Below are 15,535 nucleotides of genomic sequence, written 5' to 3' on the forward strand. Positions count from 1 at the left end.
ACCGGGGGAGCAAGGGCTGTGGGCTGTGGGCCCTGAGGTGCTTACGCGTGGCCCGTGAGGCGTGCCGCCGAGGCGATGGTGGAGTGGGCCTCGCGGTGGGTGAGGCCCACTTGGAGGGCGGCGTCCGTGAGGTGGGGGGCCAGGGTCTCGCCGATGCCGTTCTCGTAGGCGCGGCAAGCTGCCCAGAAGAGGCGGGTGTTGCGCTGGCCCTCGTGCGCCGCGAGGACGAACTGTACGAGGCCGTGGCCCTGTCGGGCCGGTTCGGGCGCCGTCTGCGAGGGCGCCGCGTGGCGGGCGCGGGGTGGGGGCGTGAGCAGGCGCAGCAGCGCGGGCGGGCAGGGGGCGGGCGGTAGCTGGGCGGTGCCGGGGACCGTGCCGTAGACGCCGTGTTCGGTGCGGGAGCCGGGGCCGACGAGGTAGCCGCCCGCGCCCCGGATGTCGATGCCGGGGGCGAGTCGGCCCGCCGAGTTGGGGACCACGGTGTCGGGCGGGCCCGCCAGCCAGATGTGCCGGCCGCCGCTGGGCGTGGTCACGACGACGGTCTCGGGGATCGTGAAGAGGTGGCGCAGCGCCAGTTCGCGCAGGGCCGCGGAGGCGTCCGCGCCGGACTTGGTGTCCAGGTCGACGCCGATCAGGTGGTGCGGGGGCAGCCCGCAGGCGATGCCGTAACCGGTGGCCCAGGGAGCGGCGGCGAAGAGTTCGCGGATGCGGCGCGGGTCGGTCGACGCGTCGTACACCCCGTGGCCGAGGCGGCCGCACGCGCCGTGGCAGGGCGCCGCCGTGCCGGGGTCGTCGTGATGGGGGGAACGCAGGGCGGGCAGCTTGGTGCGGGCGAGCGGGATCACCGCGAGGCCCCGCTCGGCGGCGGACAGGGCGTGGGCGAGCGCGAGGGTGGAGGCATGGCGGTCGATGGTGGCCATGCCTTCATGTTCGTACACACGTTCGAAGAAGGGAAGAGGGGTCGAGTCCCGAATGGGGTGATCGGAGAGGGCCTGAAGAGAAAAAGCGCCCCCTTCTTAAGGATGTCGCTGACCGTCGGCCGAAACGCTTCGCCGCCGGTGGCGGCCGGGTTCGCCCCCGGCGAGGGACGTGGCGGCAGTGCGTCGCGTGAGGCTGATCCGGGTGTTCGCGGGGCGAGGAATGTTTATCGATATGTCCTCACGCTTGCGAGGGAATCGGGGCTTCCGGGGTGGTTCGCCGGGGATTCGGTGGGCAACTCTGAGGCCGCGACGTCGTGCAGCACCCGGGAGCGGTCGGCCAACCGCCCTGGGACAAACCGTTTTTCCTGGTACCTCCGGCTCATCGCCGGCGCGTACCTCCCGTTCTGGAGGAATAGACATGGCAAGCACTCGCACCGCTCGCGTCATCGCTGCCGCCGCGGCCCTGCCGCTGGCCGCCGCGCTCTTCTCAGGTGTGGCGATGGCCGACAACGGCGCCTTCGCGAACAACGGATCGAACGCGGGAGTGGCGACCGTGAACGGCAGCGGTGTCGGCGGCAACAACCACGGCAACTCGACCACTACCCAGCAGCAGGCCGTCGGCAGCGGTGCCTCGAACCAGAACAACACCGCTCAGGTGAACGGCTCGGCGTTCACGGCGCTCGACCAGTCCAACGAGAACATCGCGGTGAACTTCACCGAACTCTGGTGAGCCGAGAACCCCTGGAGCCGCTCGGGACGGCTCCGCGGGGTTCGTGAGTGGGGTGTGACGGGGTCCTGTGCGGCGGCGCTTCGGCGTCGCCGCACAGTCGTGTCCGGGGGAGGGGGGAGGGGGCCGCTTCGTCGGTCGCAGGTGCGGTCCATGCCATCTCTTGACACCGGCCCGCTTTCTGACGGACAGTCAGAAAGTCTTTCAGGTGCGAGGGCGGAGGGGGCGGCGGGGTGAGCCGTGCGGCGGGTGGTGGGGGGAGCGGGAGCGGCCCCGAGGGCCGTGCGGGTGCCGTACGAGACATCCCGTACGCGGAGTTGAAGGCGTTCGAGGGGCTGGTGGCGGCGGAGGCTGGGCGCGGCAAGGACCCGGTCAACGAACCCATGATCAGGCACTGGTGCGAGGCGATGGGCGACACCAACCCCGCGTACGCGGGCGCGGACCCCATCGCTCCGCCCACGATGTTGCAGGCCTGGACGATGGGCGGCCTCTCCGGGCACGAGGGGCGCTCCGAGGCGTACGACGCTCTGTTCGCGCTGCTCGACGGCGCGGGATACACCGCGGTGGTCGCCACCGACTGCGAGCAGGAGTACGCGCGGGCGCTGCGCCCCGGCGACTCGATCACCTTCGACGCGGTGATCGAGTCGGTGTCGGAGCGCAAGACCACCAAGCTCGGCACGGGCCACTTCATCACTACGCGGATGGACGTCAGGGCGGACGGCGAACCGGCCGGGACGCACCGCTTCCGGATCCTCAAGTACGCGCCCGCGAAGGACGCGCCCGCGAAGGACGCGCCCGCGAAGGACGCGCCCGCGAAGGACGCGCCCGCGAAGGACGCGCCCGCGAAGGACGCGCGGCTGCTGATCCAGCGCTGCGTCGGCTGTGGCGAACTCCGCTTCCCCTGGCTGCCCGGCTGCAACGCCTGCGGTTCGCCCGAGTGGGACACGGTCGAGGCGAGCGGGGAGGGCACGGTCTATTCGTACGTCGTGATCCACCACCCGCCCTTCCCGGCCTTCGACCCTCCCTACGCGGTGGGGCTCGTCGAGCTGGCGGAGGGGGTGCGGATCGTCAGCAACGTCATCGGGGTGCCGTACGACAAGGCGCGGATCGGGATGCCGGTGCGGCTCGTGTTCCGGCGGGTGGACGAGGAGTTGGAGCTGCCGCTGTTCAGGGCGCTGGATGACGGGACCGGGGAGAGCACGCGGGGGGCGCGGGCATGAGGCCGGGTGAGGAACTGCCGGCGCTGGAGATCCCGATCACCCGCACCCTGATCGTCGCCGGTGCCATCGCCTCCCGCGACTACCAGGACGTCCACCACGACGCGGAGCTGGCCGCGGCCAAGGGCTCCCCCGACATCTTCATGAACATCCTGACGACCAACGGCCTCGTCGGCCGGTACATCACCGACCACTTCGGCCCCGCGGCGGTCCTGCGCAAGATGGCCATACGGCTCGGCGCGCCCAACTACCCCGGGGACACCATGGTGCTGACCGGCACGGTCGAAGAGGTCGGCGCGTCCCCCGGCGGCGAGACGGTCACCGTCAAGGTCATCGGGGCCAACGGCATCGGCAGGCACGTCACGGGCACCGTGACCGTGACCGTGCCCGCGGGGGGCCTCGCATGAGCGTTCGTACGCGCGACGTCCTCGGCGGGAAGGCCGCGATCGTCGGGATCGGGGCGACGGAGTTCTCCAAGGACTCCGGGCGCAGTGAGCTGAAGCTGGCGGTGGAGGCGGTGCGGGCGGCGCTGGAGGACGCCGGGCTCACCCCCGCCGATGTCGACGGCATGGTCACCTTCACCATGGACACCAACCCGGAGATCACGGTCGCCCAGGCGGCCGGCATCGGCGAACTGTCCTTCTTCTCCCGCGTCCACTACGGCGGCGGAGCGGCCTGCGCCACCGTCCAGCAGGCGGCCCTCGCGGTGGCGAGCGGAGTGGCCGAGGTCGTCGTCTGCTACCGCGCCTTCAACGAACGTTCGGGCCGCAGATTCGGCTCCGGCGTGCAGCGGCGCGAACCGTCCGCGGAGGGCGCGGCGCTCGGCTGGGCCCTGCCGTTCGGCCTCCTGACCCCCGCCTCCTGGGTGGCGATGGCGGCCCGGCGCTACCTCCACGCGTACGGGCTGACACCGGAGGCCTTCGGTCATGTGGCCGTGACGGACCGGAAGTACGCGGCCACCAATCCCGCGGCGTACTTCCACGGCAAGCCGATCACGCTCGCGGACCACGCGGCCTCGCGCTGGATCGTCGAACCGCTGAGGCTCCTGGACTGTTGTCAGGAGACGGACGGCGGGCAGGCCGTGGTCGTCACGAGCCGGGAGCGCGCCCGCGACCTCCCGCGTCCCCCCGCCGTGATCACGGCGGCGGCCCAGGGGGCGGGGCAGGCGCAGGAGCAGATGACCAGCTTCTACCGCGACGATCTGAGCGGGCTGCCCGAGATGAACGTCGTGGCCCGGCAGCTGTGGCGCACGTCGGGGCTGGCACCGGCCGATATCGACGTCGGCATCCTCTACGACCACTTCACGCCGTTCGTGCTGATGCAGCTGGAGGAGTTCGGGTTCTGCGGGCCGGGCGAGGCCGCGGGGTTCGTCGCCGAGGAGCGGCTGCCCCTGAACACCCACGGCGGACAGCTCGGGGAGGCGTATCTGCACGGGATGAACGGCGTGGCGGAGGCCGTCCGACAGATACGGGGCACCTCGGTGAACCGCATACCGGGCGTCACCCACACTCTGGTGACGGCGGGCACGGGCGTTCCCACATCGGGGTTGATTCTGGGGTCGGACGGATGAACGTGGTGCGTGTCCCGGCCGGGTACGAGCCACGGGGACGTTCACTCGCCGTATGCGTCTCCAAAAGCTGATCATTGGACTGGTCCTCGCGCTGGCGGTCCTGACCCTCGATATGACCGCGTCCCCACCGGGTGCCGCGGCCGCCTCCGCCGACCCCTCGCCCGCCGACCTCGCGACCGTCCCCGGACTCCCCGCAGTCGGTGGCGTCCCCGGTGTCCCGGCGACCTTCACGGAGGCCGCCGATCTGGCGGTCAGGGCGCCGGCCTTCCGTGGTCGGGCGTTCGACACCTGCATCGCGCCGTCCGCCGACACCATGCGCCGCTGGCAGGCCTCCCAGTACGGCGCCGTGGGCGTCTACTACGGAGGACGCGGCCGGGCCTGCAAGAAACAGCCGAACCTGAGCCGGAGCTGGATGCGATCGGTGGACGGCATGGGGTGGCGGGTGCTGCCGGTGTACGTGGGGTCGCAGTCGCCCTGCGTCATCGCGAAGAACAAGAAGGGTGTGCGTATCGGGCGGTACCCCTGGGGCCAGGGGACGCGGGAGGCACGCGACGCGGTCCGCAGGGCCGAGTCCATGGGTATCCGGACGGGCAGCCCGCTCTATCTGGACATGGAGGCGTACGCCCACCGGAAGAAGGCGTGCGCCCACACCACGCTGTCCTTCGTACGGGCCTGGGACCGCGAGGTACGCAGACTCGGCTACGTCCCCGGCTTCTACAGCAGCGCCGACTCCGGTGTGCGGCACATGGAGCTGGCCAGGCGGGCGGGCGTGCGGGACCTTCCGGCGGTGATGTGGTTCGCGCGCTGGAACACCCCGCCGCACCTGTACCGCGAGCCCTCACTGCGGCAGGACGCGTGGAGCCCGGGACGCCGCATCCACCAGTACGCGGGGAATGTGAAGGAGCGGCACGGCGGACGCACGATGGTGATCGACCGCAATCTGATGCACGCCCCCGTGGCACGCATCGGCTAGCGGAATCCGGCCACCGGGGGCCGTGCGCCGAGGCGGTTCTCAGGGATGACCACTCGGGGGTGCGCTCCGCCTCCTCCACCTGTAGGAGGTGGGGCCGGCACCCCTCGTACAACCTGAGGCGGACACGGCTTCGGGACTTGGGGCCGATCCGCGCAAGTAGGGGGTGCTCCTAGCGTGGAGCCATGACCGCATCCATGGTGTCCGTGTGCACCAGCGCATCGAAGGCCGCGACGCGGGGCACGGGTCCGACGCGGGGCACGGGGCCCTTCGCGTACCCGTCGTTCGCGTCCTACGTACGGGCACGCCAGCCCGTACTGCTGCGCACCGCCCGCTCGCTGACCGCGAATCCGAGCGATGCCGAGGATCTGTTGCAGACCGCGCTGACCAAGACGTACGTCGCGTGGGACCGGATCGAGGACCATCGCGCGCTCGACGGCTATGTGCGCCGCGCCCTGCTGAACACGCGTACGTCGCAGTGGCGCAAGCGCAAGGTCGACGAGTTCGCCTGCGACGAGCTGCCGGAACCGGAGGTGACGCCGGCCGGGGACCCGGCCGAGCATCAGGTGCTCCGCGACGCGATGTGGCGCGCGATCATGAAGCTGCCGGACCGGCAGCGGGCGATGGTCGTCCTCAGGTACTACGAGGATCTCAGCGAGGTCCAGACCGCCGAGGTGCTCGGGGTCTCGGTCGGCACGGTGAAGAGCGCGGTGTCGCGGGCGCTCGGCAAACTCCGCGAGGACCCGGAGCTGACGCCCGTCCGATGATCGATCATCTCCTGGAGTAGTGACATACCGCGCGGTATGCGCGCAGAATCAGCGCACCCCTTACCGCCGCGTAGGCGATGTCGCCCCAGGAGGACGCCGTGCTGAGCACGATGCAGGACGTACCGCTGACTGTCACCCGGATCCTCCGGCACGGCTCGACCGTGTACGGCACGTCCCAGGTCATCACCTGGACCGGAGAGGGTGCCCCGCAGCGCCGCAGCTTCCGTGAGATCGGTGAGCGCGCCGCGCAGCTCGCCCACGCCCTGCGCGAGGACTGCGGTGTCTCGAACGATGACCGAATTGCCACCTTTATGTGGAATAACTCGGAGCACGTCGAGGCTTATTACGCCGTGCCCTGCATGGGCGCCATCCTCCACACCCTCAATCTGCGGCTGCCCGCCGACCAGCTGACGTGGATCGTCAACCACGCCGCCGACCGCGTCATCATCGTCAACGGCTCCCTCCTCGGCCTCCTCGCACCGCTGCTCCCCCACATGGCGACCGTCGAGCACATCGTGGTCTCGGGCCCCGGCGACCGCTCCCTCCTGGCGGACGCGCGGGCGCGGGTGCATGAGTACGAGGAACTGCTCGCCGGTAAGCCCACCTCCTACGACTGGCCCGAGCTGGACGAGCGCGCCGCTGCCGCCATGTGCTACACCTCCGGCACCACCGGTGACCCCAAGGGCGTCACCTACTCCCACCGCTCCATCTATCTGCACTCCATGCAGGTCAACATGGCCCAGTCGATGGGCCTGAGCGACGCGGACACCTCCTTGGTTGTTGTGCCCCAATTTCATGTAAATGCGTGGGGTTTGCCGCATGCTGCCCTGATGACCGGCGTGAACATGCTGATGCCGGACCGCTTTCTCCAGCCCGGCCCGCTCGCCGAGATGATCGAGGCGGAGCGGCCCACTCACGCGGCCGCCGTCCCCACCATCTGGCAGGGCCTGCTCGCCGAACTCACCGCGAAGCCGCGTGACGTCAGCTCGCTCAGGCAGGTCACCATCGGCGGTTCGGCGTGTCCGCCGTCCCTGATGGAGGCGTTCGACCGCCTCGGCATGCGGGTCTGCCACGCCTGGGGCATGACGGAGACGTCCCCGCTGGGCACGGTCGCCCGCCCGCCGGCCCACGCGATCGGCACCGACGAGGAGTTCGGCTACCGGCTCACGCAGGGCCGCTTCCCGGCCGCCGTCGAGGCCCGGCTGGTCGGCCCCGGCGGTGAACACCTGCCCTGGGACGGTGAGTCCGCCGGTGAGCTGGAGGTGCGCGGACCCTGGATCGCGGGCGCCTACTACGGCGGCGCGGGCGGCGAGACCCTCAGGCCCGAGGACAAGTTCAGCGAGGACGGCTGGCTGAAGACCGGCGATGTCGGTGTGATCAGCCCCGACGGCTTCCTGACCCTCACCGACCGGGCGAAGGACGTCATCAAGTCGGGCGGCGAGTGGATCTCGTCGGTCGAGCTGGAGAACGCCCTGATGGCCCACCCGGACGTCGCCGAGGCCGCGGTCGTCGCCGTCCCCGACGAGAAGTGGGGCGAACGCCCGCTCGCCACGGTCGTGTTGAAGGAGAACGCGACCGCCGACTACGTGACCCTGCGCGACTTCCTCGCGGACAGCATCGCCAAGTGGCAGCTGCCCGAGCGCTGGGCGATCATCCCCGCGGTGCCGAAGACCAGCGTCGGCAAGTTCGACAAGAAGGTCCTGCGCAGGCAGTACGCCGACGGCGAGCTGGTCGTCACGCGGCTCTGACCTGCCGGTACCGGGCCGGTATCGCGGTCGTCGCCCACCCGAGCGCCAGCCACAGGGCGGCGACCGCGCACACGCCCGTCCAGCCCCAGTGGGTGAACGCGCCGCCCGCGAGCGCGGAGGCCAGCGCACCACCCGCGAAACCGGCCACCACATAGGCGGTGTTGGCGACCGCCGGGGTCCTGGTGGTCGTCAGCGCCAGGGTCTGGTTGGCGACGTGGTTGGCCACCAGTGCCATATGGATGGCGGCCGCCGCCGCGCACAGGGCCCACAGAGCCTCGCCGCCCAGCCAGAACAGCGGCACCGACACCGCCGCGAGGCCGTAGCCGTACGCGACGACCTTCGCGGCGCCGAAGCGGTCCACGAGGCCGCCCGCGAGCGGCGCGACGAGGCTCGCGGCGAGGCCGAAGAGCCCGAACAGGCCCGCCGTCGCGGTCGTCATCCCATAGCCGTCGCCGCCCCGGCCGGTGAGGAGCAGGGCGAGCGAGGTCCACAGCGCGCTCCACGCGCCGTACATCCCGGCCTGGCGTATGCACGCGCGGCGCAACTCGGCGGAACCGCGCACCACGCCGGGAAGTCGCGCGAGGCCCGCGAAGAGCGGCCCTGTCCGCTTGCGGTTCTCGGCGGGCAGTACGGCGGCCGAGGCCAGGCCGAGCAGGGCGGTGAGCGCGGCGGCGCCCAGGAAGACGTAACGCCAGCCGAGGGCCTGGCCGACGAGCCCGCCGAGCACGCGGGCCGCGACGATGCCCGTGAAGAGCCCGGCGATGAGGGCCGCGACATGACTGGCCCTGCGGTGCGCGGGCGCCCGTTCGGCGACCAGCGGCACGAGCAGCTGCGGGACGACTGTCGCGGCGGACGCCACCAGGACGGCGGCGGCCAGCGCGGTGGCACCCGAGGCGGCCGCGCCCAGAGCGAGCGCTCCCGCCGTGACCACGGAGAGCACCGCGACGAGTCTGCGGCGGTTCACGCTGTCCCCGAGCGGGGCGAAGAACAACAGCCCCGCCGCGTACCCGAACTGGGCGACCGAGGCGATCCACGCGACGGCCGACGGCGTCGAGCCGAAGTCGCGGGCTATCAGCGGGAGCAGGGGCGCGGCGACGTAGATATTGGCGGCCGTCACGGCCGTACAGACCGCGATGAGGACGAGGAAGAGGCCGTGCGGGACAGGGAGCGGGGGGAGCGGGGGCAGCGCGGGCGCGGATGGCCGCCGCGGTGCCCGGACCGTGGCGCCCGGGCCCGCGGAGGCGGTCGAGGTCGCTTGGGGTGGCGGGGCTGAGGCCATGCGGGTCTCTCCTCTGGACGACAGAAGTACGAGAACGAATGAACGGCAGGACGACAGGACGGCAGAACAACGGAACGCGAAAACGCGGCAACCAACTAGTTGGTTGGAAAAAGTCTGCGCTCGTCGCAACCGCCCTGTCAAGCAACCAACCGGTTGGTTACCCGAACGGGTTCACCTACTCTGTCCCCATGGCAGTCAGAGACCCCGAGGCCACCAAGGCGCGGATTTTCGAGGCGGCGGTCGCCGAGTTCGCGCGGTACGGCATCGCGGGCGCCCGCATCGACCGCATCGCGAGCCAGGCCAAGGCCAACAAGCAGCTCATCTACGCCTATTTCGGCAACAAGGCGGAGTTGTTCACCCAGGTCCTGGAGAAGCGGATGCTGGAGATGGCCGTCTCCCACCCCGTCGACGCGGACGACATGGACGGCTGGATGGACCGGCTGATCGACTACCACGCCGCCCACCCCGAACTGCTGCGCCTGCTCTTCTGGGAGGGCATCGAGTACGGCACGGAGGACCTGCCCGACGAGCGCGAGCGCCGGGACCACTACGACCGCAAGGTCGCCGTACTCGCCGACGCGCAGGCCCGCGGTGTGATCAGCGACGAGATCCCCGCACCCCACCTGCTCTTCATGGTGGTCGCGCTGGCCGGCTGGTCCACGGCCGTGCCGCAGATGCGGCGGATCCTCGTCGGCGACGAGGACGCCGACAAGGAACAGCTCAGGGCCTCGGTGAAGGCGGCCGTCCGCCGCCTCACCGACCCCGATCCACGGACGTAGGCCTGCCGAGGTACGTCAGTTGGTGCCGATCTTCGCCAGCAGATCCACGATGCGGCTCTGCACCTCGTTGCTCGTGGAGCGCTCCGCGAGGAACAGCACCGTCTCGCCCGCCGCGAGGCGCGGCAGTTCCGTCTCGTCGACGGCGGCGGTGTAGACGACCAGCGGAGTGCGGTTCAACTGCCCGTTCGCGCGCAGCCAGTCGATGATTCCGGCCCGGCGGCGGCGCACCTGGAGCAGGTCCATCACCACGAGGTTCGGCCGCATCTGCGCCGCGAGCGTCACCGCGTCCGCGTCGCTCTCGGCCCGCGCGACCTGCATGCCCCGCCGCTCCAGCGTCGCGGTCAGGGCGAGCGCGATCTCCTCGTGCTCCTCGATGAGCAGGACGCGCGGCGGATGCTGCTCGCTGTCGCGCGGCGCGAGCGCCTTCAGCAGGACGGCGGGGTCGGCGCCGTACGCCGCCTCGCGCGTCGCCTGGCCGAGTCCCGCCGTCACGAGCACGGGCACCTCGGCCGCCACGGCGGCCTGCCGCAGCGATTGAAGCGCCGTGCGCGTGATCGGTCCGGTCAGCGGGTCCACGAAGAGGGCCGCGGGGAACGCCGCGATCTGGGCGTCGACCTCCTCGCGCGAGTGCACGATCACGGGACGGTAGCCGCGTTCGCTGAGCGCCTGCTGCGTGGTGACGTCGGGCGCGGGCCACACCAGGAGGCGGCGCGGGTTGTCGAGCGGCTCGGGCGGCAGCTCGTCGTCCATCGGCCGGGGCTGGGGCCGGTTGTCGACCTCGACCGCGCCACCGGGGCCGTCCAGCGGCTCGGGTCCCTCGGCCGCGTTCTCGTCCGGGGCGCCGATCGCGTACGAACGTCCGGCGCCCTCGGTGGCCGCCGCGATACGCGACTGGGGGTGCGCCGGGGGCGGGGCCTGCGGGTGCGGGCGCCCTGAGGCCTCGGGGCGCTCCTCGGCCGTGGGTGCCGGAGGCGTGCCCAGCCTGCGCCGACGTCCGGAGCCGCCGAGGGTCTGCGACTGCGGGGCGGCGGCCTGGCCCTGCTGCGGCTCGGGCGTGCCTTCCTGGGGGAGCGTGGCCGACGGTGGCTGCGCGCCCTGGGGCGGCATCGGGGACCGCGGGGGCCGGACGTTGCCCGTCGGACGACCGCCCTGGTCGGGCGAGGGCGCGGCGGCCTGGCGGCCCTGCTGCTCGGAGACCTGCTGGCCGAACGGGACGCCCTGGCCGAGCGTACGCACGCTGAACGCGCGCCCCTGCGTCGAGTTCGGGTCACCGGGGGCCTCGGCGGGCAGCGGCTGCGCCGCGCGCGACGCCTGCGTGCCGCGCTCGGGCGGGAGCGCCGCGCCGCGGGCGGGCGTCGGAGCGCCCTGTGCGGGGGCGCCCGCCGAGTGCGCGTTGCCCTGCGCGGGCACGCCGTCGGCGGGGGTGGTGCCGTCCGGCCACGGCCGCGGCGCGGGCAGCGGCTGCCCGGCCTCGGCGGCGCGACGGCCCTGCTGGGCGCCGGGCGGGAGCGTTCCCTGACCCGGTGCGGTCGGTGCGGTCGGTGCGGTCGGGGCGCCGGGGGCGGTCGGTACGCCTGGGGGCTGCGGGGCCACCCGGGCGCCCGGTGCGGTCGGGCCAGCCGGGCCAGCCGTCGGGCCCTCAGTGGGAGCCACCGGGCTCTGCGGAGTCAGCGGGCTCTGCGGAGCCGCAGGGTCCGCGGTGACCGGCCGCCGGGAGCGGCGGCGGCCCGTCGGAGCCTGCGCGGGGCCCGTCGGAGCGTGCGCGGGGTGCGGCTGCGGCGGGGTGTGGTCGTCGCCAGGGCCGTGCGGGGCCGCGGCGTGCTGCCCGGTGTCACCCTGGACGCCCGGGTACCCGGGCACGGGCGCGCCCGCGCCGAAGCCCCGGCTCACAGCGGCTTGATTCACTACGGCGTGGCCTACGGGAGCCGACCCGGCGGGGGTGTGACCCACGACGTCCTGCCCCAAGGCCCCCGGCACACCGACGCCCTGATCCACGACGCCTTGGCCCACCGCGACCGCACCCTGATTCACCACTGCGTGCCCTACGGGTCCTACGGGACCCACGGCCCCCTGGGCCGCGATCTCCTGGTCCGGCATGTCGCGGTCCGGCGTGTCGCGGTCCGGCGTGTCACGGTCGGCCGTGGCCGGGGGAAGCGCGAAGACGCGTCCGCTGTTGGCCCCTTCCGCCGCGGCCCGCTCCTTGGCGGCGGCCAGCGCGCGCCGCGCCCGGCGGCCCGTGGGCCGCGCGGCGTCGCCACCGGCCTCCACCGCGGCGAGTTCCGTGCCCGGTGTGCCGTCTGAAGTCTCCGAAGGGCCCGAGGCCAGCGCGGGCAGCGCGTGCTGCTCACCGGCCCGCCGTGCACGACGGCCGGTTCCACTCGCCGGGACCGGCACGCCCTGCGGCGGCACGGTCTGGCCCAACGCCGCCGATCCGGCCGCGTGTTCGGCCGCCGTCAGCACGGCGCCCTCGGCGGCACTCGGCCGCCCGCGCCGCCGTCCGGTACCGCCCGAGGTACCACCGGAGGGGAGCCCCGACGCGCCACCGGCCGTCTCCGAAGCCTGCGACGCCTCCGACACGGAACCGCCCACAGGCCCACCCGCAGGCCCACCCGCAGGCCCACCCGCAGGACCACCCACAGGACCACCCACAGGAACACCCATGGGCCCGACCGCGGGCCCGCCCCCGGGCCCGCTCGCCGGCCCGGCCGCAGGGCTCGCCCCCTGCTCGGTCGCCACCGTGCCGCCGCCGAGGGTGTCCGGGCTTCCCGGGACAGCGGCGGCCTCCGCCGCGCGCCGCCCCCTGCGCCGACCCGTGCCGGTCGGCGCGGCGGCCGTCCCCGTCTCCGTGCCGCCGGAAGGGTCCGCCGGAACGCCGCTCTCCAGGAAGGAGTCCACCGAGGGGCGCCGAGCCCGTCGACGCCCGCCGCCCGTGGCGGGCGACGCCTGCTCGGGCACCGCGACCACGCCACCCGCAGCCGCGGGCACAGCCGAACCGGCCCTCTCCGTAGAGACCGTCCCCGAACCGCCGCTCTCCGTAGAACCCGCCGAGGAACCCGCCCCGACCGCCCCGGCCCCCCCGACCGCGCCTGCCGTGGCAACCTCGCCGACCGCCACGATCGGCACTTCAAGTACGTACGCACTGCCGCTCATACCCGGCACCTCGTGCGTCTGGAGCACCCCTCCGTGGGCCCGCACGATGCCGCGCACGATCGGCTCGTGCACCGGGTCCCCGCCCGCGTAGGGTCCCCGGACCTCGATGCGGACGACCTCGCCGCGCTGGGCAGCGGCCACCACGATCGTCGAGTCGACGTAAGCCCCCGTCGCGACGGCGCCGGAACCGGCACCCGCGCGCGTGTTGCCCGTCGCGTCGATCCCGGCCACGTCCGCGACGAGATGGGCCACCGCGGTGGCGAGCCGTCCCGCGTCGACCACGATCTCTATCGGCGGCGCGTGCACGGCGAACTGCGCCCGGCCGGGCCCGATCAGCTCGACCGCGCCCTCCACGCCGGCGGCGACGACCGCGTCGAGCAGGGCCGGGGTGAGGGCCAGCTGCTCCTCGCCCGCGTCGAGCCGCTGGAAGCCGAGGACGTTGTCGACGAGCGTGGTCATCCGGGCGTACCCGGCGGACAGATGGTGCAGGACCTGGTTGGCCTCGGGCCACAGCTGGCCCGCGTCGTCCGCGGCGAGCGCGGCCAGTTCGCGGCGCAGTTCGTCGAGGGGCCCGCGCAGGGACGAGCCGAGGACGGCGAGCAGCTGCTCGTGCCGGGCGGCCAGCGTCTCGTACCGCGACTTCTCGCGCTCGGCCAGCTCTTCGAAGCGGTCCTTCTCGCGCTCGGCGAGCGCCGCGTAACGCTCCTGTTCGGCGGCGAGTTCCTCGGCGCGCTGCTCCTCGGCGGCCTTGATCTCCTCGGCGCGCCGCTCCTCCGCCGCCTTGATCTCCTCGGCGTGCCGCTCGGCGGCGGCGCGGATCTCCTCCGCGTGCCGGGCGAGGGCGGCCTCGTGCTTCTCGGCCAGCTCGTCGTAGGGCCTGCGGTCGGTGAACGTCATCACCGCGCCGACCAGTTGGTCGCCGTCGCGCACCGGGGACGTCGTCAGGTCGACCGGTACCTTGGCGCCGCTCTTGGACCACAGCACCTGTCCGCGCACCCGGTGCTTGCGCCCGGAGCGGAGGGTGTCGGCGAGCGGGGACTCCTCGTAGGGGAAGGGTTCGCCGTCGGCGCGCGAGTGCAGGACCAGCGGGTGCAGCTCCTGCCCGCCGAGGTCGCTCGCCCGGAAACCCAGTATCTGGGCGGCGGCGGGGTTGACGAGGACGACGCGTCCGTCGGTGTCCGTACCGACGACGCCCTCGGCCGCGGCGCGCAGGATCATCTCGGTCTGCCGCTGCGAACGGGCCAGTTCGGCCTCGGTGTCGACGGTGCCCGACAGGTCCCGCACGACGAGCATCAGCAGCTCGTCGCCGGTGTAGCCGTGGTTGTCGTACGCGTGCCTGCCGTCTTCCAGCGGGGAGCTGGTGACCTCGACGGGGAACTCGGTGCCGTCCGTGCGCCGCGCCGTCATGCGCGTGGGCTTGGTGCGGCCGCGCTCGTCGATGGTGTCCGGGCGCCGCATGGAGCCGGGGATGAGCCGGGAGTCGAACTCCGGCAGCAGATCGAGGAGACCGCGCCCCACGAGTGCGGTGCCCGGTGTCTCGAACGCCTCCAGCGCGATCGCGTTCGCGTTCACGACGGTGCCGTTGGCGTTGACGAGCACCAGCGCGTCCGGGAGCGCGTCGAGTATGGCTGCGAGGCGAGCAGCGCCTCGGGATGGCCTGCTGCTCACGACGACGCTTCCTCCCTGGTTACCGCTGCTTGCCGACTCGCCCAGGCCATCTTGCCCCTCGGCCCGTGGCGTGTCACGGGAGGGAGTCTACGGGGAGTGGTTGCCCGCGCGACGCCGGATGAGAGGGAGGTCGCACGCAGATGGTGTGAGTTTTCAGTACCGCCTGGTCACGGGAGGGTAGCGGCCGCCGACCGGTGACAGGTCGGGCCATCGGTCGCTACGAGGTGCGGGGAAGCACCGGTGCCATGCCGTCCCAGCGCGCGATCTCGCAGCCGTTGCGGCGTGAGTACGTGGCGTCGACGGGCCGCCCCTGCCAGGTTCCCCTGATGTGCGCGGTGGCGTCCCCGCCGTGCTGCATCGTGCACATCGCGTCGGGCCGGACCGGAGCGAACGGGTCCCTCCCATAAACAGTGACCTCGTCCAGCCGCGCGCACGCCTCCTCCTTCTTGGGGTGGTTGCCACCCGTGGGGTGGCACCTCAGTTCGTACGTTCCCTCTCCGTCACCTTCCGAGTCGGAGACGGTGATCGTGAGCCGGTCGGTCGGGGTCTCGGCGGGCGTGACGGCGTGCGCGGTGAAGGGGGCGGCGGAGAGCGCCGCGGCGGAGGCGGCGGCGGTGAGAACGAGACGGCGCAGCATGAGGACTCCACGGGGTCGGGCACAGCGGTACGGATGGTGGCCTCGCGGGTGGTGGCAACGCGGATGGTCGCGTCGAGGCCGGTGGATCCAGGGGCGGATCCAC

12 protein-coding genes and 2 pseudogenes are annotated in these 15,535 nt (G+C 72.8%); 9 read left to right on the forward strand and 5 right to left on the reverse strand.

The features are described 5' to 3' along the window. Positions 1–41: 41 nt before the first annotated feature. On the reverse strand, positions 42–920 hold the full coding sequence (locus IG54_RS0110250) for a bifunctional DNA primase/polymerase (RefSeq protein ID WP_030780332.1): 879 nt from the start codon (positions 918–920) through the stop codon (positions 42–44). Between the two features lie 418 nt (positions 921–1,338). Here IG54_RS0110250 and IG54_RS0110255 point away from each other — a divergent pair, with 418 nt between their 5' ends. Further along, entirely contained in the window at positions 1,339–1,650 is a 312-nt protein-coding gene (locus tag IG54_RS0110255) for a hypothetical protein (RefSeq protein WP_030780335.1), read from the forward strand. Positions 1,651–2,054: 404 nt separating this feature from the next. Beyond that, a pseudogene (locus IG54_RS43755) lies at positions 2,055–2,318 on the forward strand (FAS1-like dehydratase domain-containing protein); the annotation flags it as partial. A gap of 128 nt (positions 2,319–2,446) precedes the next feature. Here IG54_RS43755 and IG54_RS43760 read toward each other — a convergent pair. Continuing rightward, positions 2,447–2,566, reverse strand: a pseudogene (locus IG54_RS43760) (hypothetical protein); the annotation flags it as partial. Between IG54_RS43760 and IG54_RS43765 the strand changes: the two are divergent. The 6 genes from IG54_RS43765 to IG54_RS0110285 all read left to right on the forward strand — a co-directional run bounded on the left by IG54_RS43765 (position 2,511) and on the right by IG54_RS0110285 (position 7,919). Then, positions 2,511–2,867 carry a Zn-ribbon domain-containing OB-fold protein gene (locus IG54_RS43765; RefSeq protein ID WP_420712238.1) on the forward strand — a complete coding sequence of 119 codons (357 nt, stop codon included), beginning with the start codon at positions 2,511–2,513 and terminating at the stop codon, positions 2,865–2,867. The pseudogene IG54_RS43760 and the gene IG54_RS43765 overlap by 56 nt on opposite strands. Continuing rightward, a complete protein-coding gene (locus tag IG54_RS0110265; RefSeq protein ID WP_030780341.1) occupies positions 2,864–3,271 on the forward strand; it encodes a MaoC family dehydratase in 408 nt (135 codons plus the stop codon). The genes IG54_RS43765 and IG54_RS0110265 overlap by 4 nt, the downstream gene beginning before the upstream one ends. Then, positions 3,268–4,434 carry a lipid-transfer protein gene (locus IG54_RS0110270; protein ID WP_030780344.1) on the forward strand — a complete coding sequence of 389 codons (1,167 nt, stop codon included), beginning with the start codon at positions 3,268–3,270 and terminating at the stop codon, positions 4,432–4,434. The genes IG54_RS0110265 and IG54_RS0110270 overlap by 4 nt, the downstream gene beginning before the upstream one ends. 52 nt (positions 4,435–4,486) lie before the next feature. Beyond that, positions 4,487–5,407 carry a DUF1906 domain-containing protein gene (locus tag IG54_RS37840; RefSeq protein ID WP_078593933.1) on the forward strand — a complete coding sequence of 307 codons (921 nt, stop codon included), beginning with the start codon at positions 4,487–4,489 and terminating at the stop codon, positions 5,405–5,407. 182 nt (positions 5,408–5,589) lie between these two features. Further along, positions 5,590–6,171, forward strand: a complete 582-nt coding sequence (locus tag IG54_RS0110280; protein WP_030780347.1) for a SigE family RNA polymerase sigma factor — start codon at positions 5,590–5,592, stop codon at positions 6,169–6,171. Between the two features lie 98 nt (positions 6,172–6,269). Further along, positions 6,270–7,919 carry a long-chain fatty acid--CoA ligase gene (locus IG54_RS0110285; RefSeq protein ID WP_030780350.1) on the forward strand — a complete coding sequence of 550 codons (1,650 nt, stop codon included), beginning with the start codon at positions 6,270–6,272 and terminating at the stop codon, positions 7,917–7,919. Here the strand turns inward: IG54_RS0110285 and IG54_RS0110290 are convergent. Next, the gene (locus tag IG54_RS0110290; RefSeq protein WP_030780353.1) at positions 7,906–9,198 is read right to left on the reverse strand and encodes an MFS transporter; all 1,293 of its coding nucleotides are present in this window, start codon (positions 9,196–9,198) and stop codon (positions 7,906–7,908) included. The genes IG54_RS0110285 and IG54_RS0110290 overlap by 14 nt on opposite strands. Positions 9,199–9,386: 188 nt before the next feature. On the opposite strand from IG54_RS0110290, the gene IG54_RS0110295 reads away from it, so the two are divergent. Beyond that, positions 9,387–9,977, forward strand: a complete 591-nt coding sequence (locus tag IG54_RS0110295; protein ID WP_030780355.1) for a TetR family transcriptional regulator — start codon at positions 9,387–9,389, stop codon at positions 9,975–9,977. 15 nt (positions 9,978–9,992) lie between these two features. Here the strand turns inward: IG54_RS0110295 and IG54_RS0110300 are convergent, their stop codons facing one another. Together IG54_RS0110300 and IG54_RS0110305 are read right to left on the reverse strand one after the other, a co-directional pair. Next, positions 9,993–14,795 (reverse strand): PAS domain-containing protein, encoded by a 4,803-nt coding sequence (locus IG54_RS0110300; protein ID WP_078593935.1) that lies wholly within the window; start codon positions 14,793–14,795, stop codon positions 9,993–9,995. Between the two features lie 217 nt (positions 14,796–15,012). After that, positions 15,013–15,432, reverse strand: coding sequence for an SSI family serine proteinase inhibitor (locus IG54_RS0110305; protein WP_030780361.1), 420 nt, complete (start codon positions 15,430–15,432; stop codon positions 15,013–15,015). Positions 15,433–15,535 lie beyond the last annotated feature (103 nt).

This window comes from Streptomyces sp. NRRL S-920 (assembly GCF_000717945.1).
GTDB lineage: Bacteria > Actinomycetota > Actinomycetes > Streptomycetales > Streptomycetaceae > Streptomyces > Streptomyces alboniger.

Excerpts from the sequence above, each read along its gene's own strand:
- IG54_RS37840 (WP_078593933.1), top strand. The coding sequence starts at position 4,487 with ATGCGTCTCCAAAAGCTGATCATTGGACTGGTCCTCGCGCTGGCGGTC.
- IG54_RS0110295 (WP_030780355.1), top strand. The coding sequence starts at position 9,387 with ATGGCAGTCAGAGACCCCGAGGCCACCAAGGCGCGGATTTTCGAGGCG.
- IG54_RS0110250 (WP_030780332.1), bottom strand. The coding sequence starts at position 920 with ATGGCCACCATCGACCGCCATGCCTCCACCCTCGCGCTCGCCCACGCC.
- IG54_RS0110255 (WP_030780335.1), top strand. The coding sequence starts at position 1,339 with ATGGCAAGCACTCGCACCGCTCGCGTCATCGCTGCCGCCGCGGCCCTG.
- IG54_RS0110305 (WP_030780361.1), bottom strand. The coding sequence starts at position 15,432 with ATGCTGCGCCGTCTCGTTCTCACCGCCGCCGCCTCCGCCGCGGCGCTC.
- IG54_RS0110280 (WP_030780347.1), top strand. The coding sequence starts at position 5,590 with ATGACCGCATCCATGGTGTCCGTGTGCACCAGCGCATCGAAGGCCGCG.
- IG54_RS0110290 (WP_030780353.1), bottom strand. The coding sequence starts at position 9,198 with ATGGCCTCAGCCCCGCCACCCCAAGCGACCTCGACCGCCTCCGCGGGC.
- IG54_RS0110270 (WP_030780344.1), top strand. The coding sequence starts at position 3,268 with ATGAGCGTTCGTACGCGCGACGTCCTCGGCGGGAAGGCCGCGATCGTC.
- IG54_RS0110265 (WP_030780341.1), top strand. The coding sequence starts at position 2,864 with ATGAGGCCGGGTGAGGAACTGCCGGCGCTGGAGATCCCGATCACCCGC.